Source organism: Streptomyces bauhiniae, from assembly GCF_004784475.1.
Taxonomy (GTDB): Bacteria; Actinomycetota; Actinomycetes; order Streptomycetales; family Streptomycetaceae; genus Streptomyces; species Streptomyces seoulensis.
In genome coordinates this window covers 1,119,755-1,129,882 of sequence record NZ_SRRT01000001.1, presented here as the reverse complement: position 1 = coordinate 1,129,882, position 10,128 = coordinate 1,119,755, and the positions used below count along the sequence as shown (strand labels likewise).

The following is a 10,128-nucleotide window of genomic DNA, read 5'->3' as shown; positions in this document are numbered from 1 at the left end:
GCACCGCCGCACAGCCCGCCTCGATCGCGGCGAACACGTACTTCGGCTGGAAGTGAATGTCCGCGATCACCGGAAGCTGCGACTTCCGCGCGATCGTCGCCAGCGCATCCGCGTCGTCCTGCGTCGGACAGGCGACCCGTACGATCTGGCAGCCCGACGCCGTCAGCTCGGCGATCTGCTGGAGCGTCGACCCGATGTCCGACGTACGCGTCGTCGTCATGGACTGCACCGAGACGGGGGCGTCGCCGCCGACCGCGACGGTGCCGACCTGGATCTGCCGGCTCTTGCGCCGCTCGGCGATCTTGGTCGGTACGGACGGCATGCCGAGAGAAATCGCAGTCATCTGCTGTGCAACCCCAAGTCGTGGATCAAGATCCGGTCCCGTGAACCGCGGGCTCCAGACTTTGAGATTACGACACGGGGCTGTCCGCCAGCACATCCCACCCGGCAAACCCACCCAATGGGCGGCGGCCCGGAACCTCACGTTCCGGGCCGCTTTTCCTGGTCGTACGAGGTCAGGAGATCCGGACCGGGTTGACCACGTCCGCGATGAGCACGAGCACGGTGAAGCAGACGAAGATCCCGGCCACCACATAGGCCACCGGCATCAGCTTCGCCACGTCGAACGGGCCGGGGTCCGGACGGCGCAGCACGCGGGCCACCTGGCGGCGCAGCGACTCCCACAGGGCGCCCGCGATGTGCCCGCCGTCGAGCGGGAGCAGCGGGAGCATGTTGAAGAGGAACAGCGACAGGTTGAACCCGGCGACCACGAAGACGGCCATGGCCACCTGCTGGGAGGCCGGGATGTCCAGCGTGGCGATCTCGCCGGTGACGCGGGCGGCGCCGACGATGCCCATCGGGGAGTCCGGCTCGCGCGGGCCGTCGCCGAAGGCGGCGTTCCACAGGGCCGGGATCTTGCCGGGCAGGTCGACGAGGGACTCCACGGCGTGGCCGACCTGGTCGCCCATCCAGACCACCGAGTCGCCGAAGCCGAGCTTGACCACACCGCGCGCCGGGCTGAAGCCGAGGAAGCCGGCCGTCACGTACTCACCCTGGACGTAGGTGCCGCTGGCGTCCTTCTTGGCCACCTGGTTGGTGGCGATGGTGGCGTGCAGCGTGACCTTCTCGCCGTTCCGCTCGACCACGATCGGGACGTTGCGGCCCGCGCTGTCCCGGATGAGGTCTGACAGCGTGTTCCACTTCTCGGTGGGCTTGCCGTCGAAGGAGACGATCTTGTCGCCCGCCTTGATCCCGGCGGCGGCCGCCGGGGAGGCCGGGTCGGACTTCTTGCAGTCGTCGCGGTTCTGGTTCTGCGCGATGACACAGGCGGAGACCGAGGAGACGGTGTTGGTCTCCTGCTGGACGCCGAAGCCCATCAGCACGGTGAGGAAGAGCCCGACGGCCAGGATCAGGTTCATGAACGGCCCGGCGAACATGACGATGACGCGCTTCCACGGCTTGCGCGTGTAGAACATCCGCGTCTCGTCGCCGGGCTTCAGCTCCTCGTACGCCGCCGAGCGGGCGTCCTCGATCATGCCGCGCCACGGGGAGGTGGAGCGGGCGGAGACCCGGCCCGCGTCGTCCGGCGGGAACATGCCGATCATGCGGATGTAGCCGCCGAGCGGGACGGCCTTGATGCCGTACTCGGTCTCGCCCTTGTGCCGTGACCAGATGGTCGGGCCGAATCCGACCATGTACTGCGGGACGCGGATGCCGAAGAGCTTGGCCGTGGACAGGTGCCCCAGTTCGTGCCAGGCGATCGAGACCAGCAGACCGACCGCGAAGACCACTATGCCGAGGATGAACATCAAGGTCGTCATGCACGCGCCTCCGCGGTAGCCGTCCGGTTGGTCAGTTCGCGGGCCCTGGCCCTGGCCCAGGTCTCCGCTTCGAGGACGTCCGACACCGTGAGCGAAGTTCCCGTGACCGGGGTGCCGTGTTCCTCGACCACCCGGATGACGGTCTCCATGATCCCGTTGAAGGGCAGAGCGCCGCCCAGGAAGGCTTCGACGCACTCCTCGTTGGCCGCATTGAACACCGCCGGGGCGGTGCCCGCGAGCCGGCCCACGTGCCGGGCGAGGTTCACCGAGGGGAAGGCGTCATTGTCCAGCGGGAAGAACTCCCAGGTGGACGCCTTGCTCCAGTCGAAGGCCGGGGCGGCGTCCGGGACGCGCTCGGGCCAGCCCAGGCCGATGGCGATCGGCCCACCCATGTCGGGGGGCGTCGCCTGGGCGATCGTGGAACCGTCGGTGAACTCGACCATCGAGTGGACATACGACTGCGGATGCACGACCACCTCAATGCGGTCGAAGGGAATGTCGTAGAGCAGGTGGGCCTCGATGACCTCCAGGCCCTTGTTGACCAGGGTCGCGGAGTTGACCGTGATCACCGGGCCCATCGCCCAGGTGGGGTGCGCGAGGGCGTCGGCGACGGTGACGTCCGCCAGCTCGGCCTTGGTCCGGCCGCGGAAGGGGCCGCCGGAGGCGGTGACGACCAGCTTGCGCACATCGGCGCGGTTGCCAGAGGCCAGGGCCTGGAAGAGGGCCGCGTGCTCGGAGTCGACCGGGATGATCTGGCCGGGCTTGGCCAGCGCCTTGACCAGCGGGCCGCCGACGATCAGCGACTCCTTGTTCGCCAGCGCCAGGGTGCGGCCGGCCTCCAGGGCGGCCAGCGTGGGCGCGAGGCCGATGGAGCCGGTGATCCCGTTCAGCACGGTGTGGCAGTCGGAGGCGGCGAGCTGGGCGGCGGCGTCCGGGCCGACCAGGACCTCCGGGAGCGGCTCGGTGCCGTACTGCCCGGCCAGCGCCTCGCGCAGCGCCGGTGCCGCATCCTCGCGGGCGACCGCGACGGTACGTACCCGCAGCCTGCGCGCCTGCTCGGCGAGGAGGTCCACCCGGCCGCCGTTCGCGGAGAGGGCGGTGACCTTGAAACGGTCGGGGTTGCGCAGCACCAGGTCGATGGCCTGGGTGCCGATGGACCCGGTGGAGCCGAGGATCACCACGTCCTTCGGGTCGTCGCCCGCGACGGGGTCGAACACGAGATGCGGGTCGGCGAGCGGGGCGGGGCTGGCAAGGCTGTCGGTCATCCCCCCATTGTGGCCGCACCCGGCGGCGGCCCGGACCGCGCGTCCCCCGGCCGGGTGGCCGGAAACGGACCCTTATAGCGCCAGAAGGTTTCTCCCGTTGTGAAACCAGGGTGAAGATCCTGTGATAACAATTCGGTTGAACGGGTGAACTTCTCGCCCGTGCAGCGTCTTTGTGAACGACATCCTTGGGGGGATCTCTTCGTGCGTACCCTGCGCCTTCGCGCCGCCCTGCCCGCTCTCGCCGGCGCGGCCCTGCTCACCGGCACCCTGCTGAGCACCCCGGCCCAGGCGGCCGGCACCGTCCAGATCCACCGGGTGTACTTCGACAGCCCCGGCAAGGACACCCGGTCCAACTCCAGCCTCAACGGCGAGTGGGTCCAGCTCAAGAACACCAGCCGGTCGGCGGTCTCGCTGAAGGGCTGGATTCTGAAGGACGCCTCGAACCACAAGTACGTCTTCCCGAACGTCAAGCTCGGCGCCGGGAAGTACGTGAAGGTGCACACCGGCAGCGGCCGGGACACCACCTCGGACAAGTACCAGGGCCGCCGTGCCTACGTCTGGAACAACACCAGCGACACGGCGACCCTGACCAAGTCGAACGGCTCCAAGGTCGACACCTGCTCGTGGACGACCCGGAACGGCAGCGACAAGTACTGCTAGCGGTTAACCGCCGTAGGGGCGGCGGGCGTTGACGCGCTCGCTCGCCCCCGGTGTGGCGTCCGCGATCCAGGCGCCGTCGCCCGAGGGGTCGAGGACGCCCTCCTCCAGCCACTCGTAGGCACCGCCGAGGACGCCCTTGACCACCTTGCGGTCGATGTCGTCGGTGTTGTGCCACAGGCGGGCGAACAGCTCGTCCACGCGGACGCGGGCCTGGCGGCAGAAGGCGTCGGCGAGCTGGTACGCCTCGCGGCCGTGCTCGCCCTCGCGCCGCAGCCGCTCGGCCCGTACGCAGGCCGCGCTCATCGCGAACAGCTCCGCGCCGATGTCCACGATCCGGCCGAGGAAGCCCTGCTTGGTCTCCATCCGGCCCTGCCAGCGGGACATCCCGTAGAAGGTCGCGCGGGCCAGCTTGCGGGCGTGCCGCTCGACGAACCGCAGATGCCCGGACAGGTCGACGCCGCGCTTGAACTCCGCGTACGACGACGGCAGTTGTCCCGGCCCGGCGACCAGCTTCGGGAGCCACTTGGCGTAGAAGACGCCCGCGCCCGCACCGGCCTTCGCCTTGTCCTGGAGGGACTTGTCGGGGTCGATGAGGTCACCGGCGACCGACAGGTGGGCGTCGACGGCCTCGCGCGCGATCAGCAGGTGCATGATCTCGGTGGAGCCCTCGAAGATGCGGTTGATCCGCAGGTCGCGCAGCATCTGCTCGGCCGGTACGGCCCGCTCGCCGCGCGCCCCGAGCGACTCGGCGGTCTCGTAGCCCCGCCCGCCGCGGATCTGGACCAGCTCGTCCGCCATCAGCCAGGCCATCTCCGAGCCGTACAGCTTGGCGAGCGCGGCCTCGATGCGGATGTCGTTGCGGTCCTCGTCGGCCATCTGGGAGGCGAGGTCGACGACGGCCTCCAGCGCGAAGGTGGTCGCCGCGATGAAGCTGATCTTCGAGCCGACGGCCTCGTGCAGCGCGACCGGCTTGCCCCACTGCTCGCGCTCGGCGGCCCACTGGCGGGCGATCTTCAGGCACCACTTGCCCGCGCCGGCGCACATCGCGGGCAGCGACAGCCGGCCGGTGTTGAGCGTGGTGAGCGCGATCTTCAGACCGGCGCCCTCGGGGCCGATCCGGTTGGCGGCCGGGACCCGCACCCGGTGGAAGCGGGTGACGCCGTTCTCGATGCCGCGCAGGCCCATGAAGGCGTTGCGGTGCTCCACCGTGATGCCCTCGGCGTCGGCCTCCACCACGAACGCGGTGATGCCGCCGGGGTGCCCCTCGGACTTCGGCACCCGTGCCATGACGACCAGCAGGTCGGCGACGACGCCGTTGGTGGTCCACAGCTTCACGCCGTCCAGGACGTAGTCGTCGCCCTCGGGCACCGCCGTGGTGGCCAGCCGGGCGGGGTCGGAGCCGACGTCCGGCTCGGTGAGGAGGAAGGCGGAGATGGCGTCGGTGGCGCAGCGGGGCAGGAAGGCGTCCTTCTGCTCCTGGGTGCCGAAGATCTTCAGCGGCTGCGGGACGCCGATCGACTGGTGGGCGGAGAGCAGCGCGCCGACGGCGGGGCTGACCGAGCCGACCAGGGCGAGGGCCTTGTTGTAGTAGAGCTGGGAGAGGCCCAGGCCGCCGTACTTGGTGTCGATCTTCATGCCGAGGGCGCCGAGCCGCTTCAGGCCGGCCACGACCTCGTCGGGGATGCGGGCCTCGCGCTCGATGCGGGCCGCGTCGATCTCCGTCTCGCAGAAGGCGCGCAGCTCGGCGAGGAAGGTCTCGCCGCGCCGGACGCTCTCGGCGTCGGGGAGCGGGTGGGGGTGGATGAGGTCGAGCCGGAAGCGCCCGAGGAACAGCTCCTTGGCGAAGCTGGGCTTGCGCCAGTTCTGCTCGCGGGCGGCCTCCGCCACCTGCCGGGCCTCGCGCTCGGAGACGTTGGTGCGTTGAGTGGTGGGGGCGGACATGAGGCTCACCTCGCCGCGAAGAGGGATGGTGGCGGACCGTGGGTAACCGACCCGTTGCTACTGGATCGTTGGTACCTGAATCGGGGCCGCCCCACCACCCCTTGCGCGTCCGTTCAGGTGAACGGGCGCGCGGGGGGACAGCGGTGGCTCAGACCGTTTCGAGGGTCGGGACCTGGGGCTTCTGCGCCTCGGTCGCGGCCGGGGTGCCGCGCCGGCCGGCGACGGCGTACGCGACGCCCACCAGCAGGCCGCCGCCGACGAGGTTGCCGAGGCCGACGAAGAGGAGGTTGTGGGCGAAGGCGCCGACGGTCACGCCGGGGACGTGCTCGAAGAGGCCGAGCGAGAAGGTCGTCATGTTGGCGATGACGTGCTCGAAGCCGGAGGCGACGAAGGCCAGGATGCCCGCGAAGGTCAGCATGATCTTCGCCGCGTCGGAGCGGGTGCGCATGCCCATCCACACGGTCAGGCAGACCAGGAAGTTGCAGAGCACACCGCGGAAGAACAGCGCCTCGCCGCTCTCGGCCAGTTTGGCGGTGAGCATGCCGGTCAGGGCGGCCAGGCCCGGGGCGGGGGTTCCGGGGGCGGGGGCGACGCCCAGCACTCCGGCGTCGTGCACCAGTCCGGCGAGGGCGACCGAGCCGACCAGGTTGCCGACGAAGGAGCCGGCGATCACGGCGAGCGCGGTGAGGGGCGTCAGGGCCCGGCGGACCGCGCCCTGGACCATCGTCATCATGTTGCTGGTGGCCAGCTCGCCGCCGGCGAAGATCACGAGCGTCAGCGCGACCCCGAAGACCAGGCCCTGGACCAGCTTGACCCAGGGCGAGTGCGCGGCGCTGAGCGGGCCGGAGACGCTGACCATCAGGACGACGCCCATGCCGATGAAGGCTCCGGCGAGCGCCGAGAGGACCAGGTAGCGGCCGGGGGAACGGAGCAGCTTCGCCTTGCTCCGGGCGGTGGCGACCTGCGCGTCCAGGGCGTCTTCCATGGGTATCGGCACGATGCCCTCTCACTTTCCGCGAATGACCGCTCCGATTGCGGCTCGATGCGGAGGGAAGTGTGCGCCCGTGCGTACGAAAAAGTCAAAAGTGCAATCAATGACTAGATAGGCGTTGTTTATCGGACTTAAGAGGCGAAACCGATCGTGCGATCGGCCGTGCTTATCACTGTGGCCAAAAAGGAACGGCCGGAGCCCCCGCACAGCGGGCTCCGGCCGTTCCGGTGGTGACCTGTCCGTGGCAGGTCAGAGAGCGAGGCCCGTGAGGACCAGGACGCGCTCGTAGGTGTAGTCGTCCATCGCGGAGCGGACGCCCTCGCGGCCGACGCCGGACTGCTTGGCACCGCCGTACGGCATCTGGTCCGCGCGGTAGGACGGGACGTCGCCGATGACGACGCCGCCGACCTCGAGGGCGCGGTGGGCGCGGAAGGCGGCCTGGATGTCGTGGGTGAACACGCCTGCCTGGAGGCCGTACTTGGAGTCGTTGACCGCAGCAAACGCCTCGGCCTCGCCGTCGACCTTGGTGATGGTGAGGACCGGTCCGAAGACCTCCTCGGTGGCGAGGGTGGCGCCGGCCGGCACGCCGGTGAGGACGGTCGGCGCGTAGGTGGCGCCGTCGCGCTCGCCGCCGGTGAGCAGGGTGGCGCCCAGCTCGACGGCCTCGTTCACCCAGGACTCGACGCGCTGCGCGGCGGCCTCGCTGACCAGCGGGCCGACCTCGGTCTTGTCGTCGGCCGGGTCGCCGGTGACCTGGGCCTCGACGGCGGCGACGATGCGCGGGAGCAGCCGCTCGTACACCGCGCCGTCGATGATCACGCGCTGCACCGAGATGCAGGACTGGCCGCCCTGGTAGTTGGAGAAGGTCGCGATGCGGGTCGCGGCCCAGTCCAGGTCGGCGTCGCTCGCCCAGTCGCCGAGGACGACGGCCGCGCCGTTGCCGCCCAGCTCCAGCGTGCAGTGCTTGCGGGGCACCGAGTCCATGATCGCGTAGCCGACCTGCTCGGAGCCGGTGAAGGAGATCACCGGGAGGCGCTCGTCCTGGACCAGGGCGGGCATCTTGTCGTTGGCGACCGGCAGGACGCTCCAGGACCCGGCGGGCAGGTCGGTCTCGGCCAGCAGCTCGCCGATGACGAGGCCGGACAGCGGGGTGGCCGGGGCGGGCTTTAGGATGATCGGCACACCGGCGGCGATGGCCGGGGCGACCTTGTGCGCGCACAGGTTCAGCGGGAAGTTGAACGGCGCGATGCCGAGGACGACGCCCTTGGGGAAGCGGCGGATCAGCGCCATGCGGCCCTGGCCGCCCGCGTCGGTGTCGAGCCGCTGGGCCTCGCCGCCGTTGAACCGCCGGGCCTCCTCGGCCGCGAGCCGGAACACGGAGACGGCACGGGCGACCTCGCCGCGCGCCCACTTGATGGGCTTGCCGTTCTCGCCGGAGATCAACTGCGCGATCTCCTCGGTGCGCTCGGTCAGCCGCTTGGCGACGTGGTCGAGCGCGGTCGCGCGGACGTGCGCGGGGACGGCGGCGAACTCGTCGCGCACCGCGTACGCGGCGGCCACGGCCTCTTCGACCTGCGCGTCGCTGGGCACACTCGCCCGGCCGACGACCCGGCCGTCCCACGGAGAGGTGACATCAAAACTGTCCTCGCCGGCGACCTCACGGCCGGCCAGCCAGAAGGCGTGGGTAGAGGTCATGTGCGGGTCCGGCCCTTCCGCGTCGGGGGGTGTGGCTTTGCGTGATCCACGGTAGGACGGGCGGAGGCGGGGGTCGCTTGTCCGAGTCGTACGGAAAGGGGCGGGCGATGTGCCGGTTCGGCGGGGTGGGCTACTCCCCCGACGTTGCCTTCAGGGCGAGCCACAGCTCCATGCGGACGTCCGGGTCGTCCAGGGAGCGGCCGAGGATTTCTTCTACTCGGCGCATGCGGTAGCGGAGGGTGTGGCGGTGGACGCCGAGGTCGGCGGCGGCTGCGTCCCATTGGCCGTGGCGGGAGAGCCAGGCGCGGAGGGAGGCGACGAGGTCGCCGCGGCCGGTGGCGTCGTGGTCGCGGAGGGAGCGCAGGAGGCCGTCGGCGAAGGCCCGTACCGCGTCGTCGGCCAGTAGCGGGAGGACCGAGCCGGCAGCTACGTGCTCGTGCTCGACCAGGACCCGGCCGCGCCGCCGGGCCACCGAGAGGGCCTGCTCGGCCTGGCGGTAGGCGGTGGCGGCCGCGATGGGGCCGGCCGGGGCGGAGAGGCCGACGACGAGCGCGTCGTCGTCGCTCTTGGACTCCGGGACGAGGTACGCCGTGCAGGCGGCGACGGCCGCGCCGCCGTCGGTGGCGAGTACCACCAGCCGGTCCCGGTCGGGCACCACCAGGACGGCCTCGCCGGAGCGGGCGGCGGCGGACTCGGCGGCCTCGGCGAGGGCGTCCAGCGGGTCGCCGTCCGTCCCCTGACGCGGCGCGGCCTCGGCGACCAGCAGCCGGAAGGGCGCGTCCAGCAGGCCGCCGTACAGGTCTCCGGCGACCGCGCGGGCGTGGTCGGGCTCCCCGGCGAGCAGCATCCGCAGGACGGCCGCGCCGACCCGTTGTTCGGCGGCGTGCAGGGAGCGGGAGCGCTCGGTGGTGAGGGTGAGCAGGGCGATGGCGGAGTGCACGGCGTAGCGCTCGGCGGTGCCGGGCGCGGCAGCGGTGCCGACGGCGAGCGCGGCGCGGGGGCGGCGGCCGGTGCCGAGCGAGTGCAGCTCGATACGGTCCTCGGTGTCGGGGGCGGCGACCACCGAGGAGGCGGGGGCGGGGCGTTCCCGCAGCCGCTCGACCTCGGCGGTGAGCCGGGCGGCCCGGCGCCCCGCCCACTCCGGCGCGGCGGCGACGACCGCGCCGGACGCGTCGTACAGCGCGGCCCAGCCGTCGACCTGGGCGGCGAGCGCGGCGAGCAGGCCCTCCGGGCCGGTGGTGAGCGCCTGCCGGGTCAGCTCGCGCTGGGCGGCGAAGCCGGCGGTGACGGAGCGGTACTGGTCGGCGGCGATGGCGGCGGAGACGGCCTTGCTGATGGCGAGGAACGGGGTGCGCCGGGGCACCTCCAGCAGCGGCAGCCCCTCCAGCCGGGCGGCCTGGACCAGCGCCTCGGGGATGTCGTCGTAGTTGACGCCGACCGCGAAGCCCAGGCCGACGACGCCCGCGCCGGCCAGCCGCTTCACGTACCGCCGCATCGCCTCGGGGTCCTCCGCGTCCAGCTTGAGCGCGGTGATCAGCAGCAGTTCCCCGCCCTCCATGTACGGCACGGGGTCGGCCAGCTCGCTGACATGCGCCCAGCGCACGGGCACGTCGAGCCGGTCCTCCCCCGCGCGGACCGTCAGCTTCAGCGCGGAGTGGTGGACGAGCGAGGCGAGCGTCGGCGGCATGGGACCTTCAGGTCGGGACGGGCGGCGCACCATCGCGCCGGCCGGGGGCAGTCATCTCTTGGCCGCCAC

At 71.5% G+C, this 10,128-nt stretch carries 8 protein-coding genes; 1 reads left to right on the top strand and 7 read right to left on the bottom strand.

Features of this window, described 5'->3' with window-relative positions; all coding sequences use genetic code 11:
- From E5083_RS05310 to dxr, 3 genes are all read right to left on the bottom strand, one after another.
- Nucleotides 1-343: flavodoxin-dependent (E)-4-hydroxy-3-methylbut-2-enyl-diphosphate synthase (locus E5083_RS05310; RefSeq protein WP_167513455.1), on the bottom strand; the 343-nt coding region annotated here is incomplete at its 3' end.
- 172 nt (nt 344-515) lie between these two features.
- The gene (locus E5083_RS05305; protein ID WP_135784360.1) at nt 516-1,820 is read right to left on the bottom strand and encodes a M50 family metallopeptidase; all 1,305 of its coding nucleotides are present in this window, start codon (nt 1,818-1,820) and stop codon (nt 516-518) included.
- Nucleotides 1,817-3,085: a 1-deoxy-D-xylulose-5-phosphate reductoisomerase gene (gene dxr, locus E5083_RS05300; RefSeq protein ID WP_135784359.1), complete on the bottom strand. Its 1,269-nt coding sequence runs from the start codon at nt 3,083-3,085 to the stop codon at nt 1,817-1,819. The genes E5083_RS05305 and dxr overlap by 4 nt, the downstream gene beginning before the upstream one ends.
- Before the next feature lie 201 nt (nt 3,086-3,286).
- Between dxr and E5083_RS05295 the strand changes: the two genes are divergently transcribed.
- On the top strand, nt 3,287-3,745 hold the full coding sequence (locus E5083_RS05295; protein WP_135784358.1) for a lamin tail domain-containing protein: 459 nt from the start codon (nt 3,287-3,289) through the stop codon (nt 3,743-3,745).
- A gap of 3 nt (nt 3,746-3,748) precedes the next feature.
- Here the strand turns inward: E5083_RS05295 and E5083_RS05290 are convergent, their stop codons facing one another.
- From E5083_RS05290 to E5083_RS05275, 4 genes are all read right to left on the bottom strand, one after another.
- Nucleotides 3,749-5,686 carry an acyl-CoA dehydrogenase family protein gene (locus E5083_RS05290; protein WP_135784357.1) on the bottom strand — a complete coding sequence of 646 codons (1,938 nt, stop codon included), beginning with the start codon at nt 5,684-5,686 and terminating at the stop codon, nt 3,749-3,751.
- A 148-nt stretch (nt 5,687-5,834) separates the two neighbouring features.
- A complete protein-coding gene (locus tag E5083_RS05285) occupies nt 5,835-6,671 on the bottom strand; it encodes a formate/nitrite transporter family protein (protein ID WP_244317373.1) in 837 nt (278 codons plus the stop codon).
- 255 nt (nt 6,672-6,926) lie between these two features.
- Nucleotides 6,927-8,372, bottom strand: coding sequence for an aldehyde dehydrogenase family protein (locus E5083_RS05280; RefSeq protein ID WP_135784355.1), 1,446 nt, complete (start codon nt 8,370-8,372; stop codon nt 6,927-6,929).
- Between the two features lie 130 nt (nt 8,373-8,502).
- Nucleotides 8,503-10,059: a PucR family transcriptional regulator gene (locus E5083_RS05275; RefSeq protein WP_135784354.1), complete on the bottom strand. Its 1,557-nt coding sequence runs from the start codon at nt 10,057-10,059 to the stop codon at nt 8,503-8,505.
- Between the last annotated feature and the right edge of the window lie 69 nt (nt 10,060-10,128).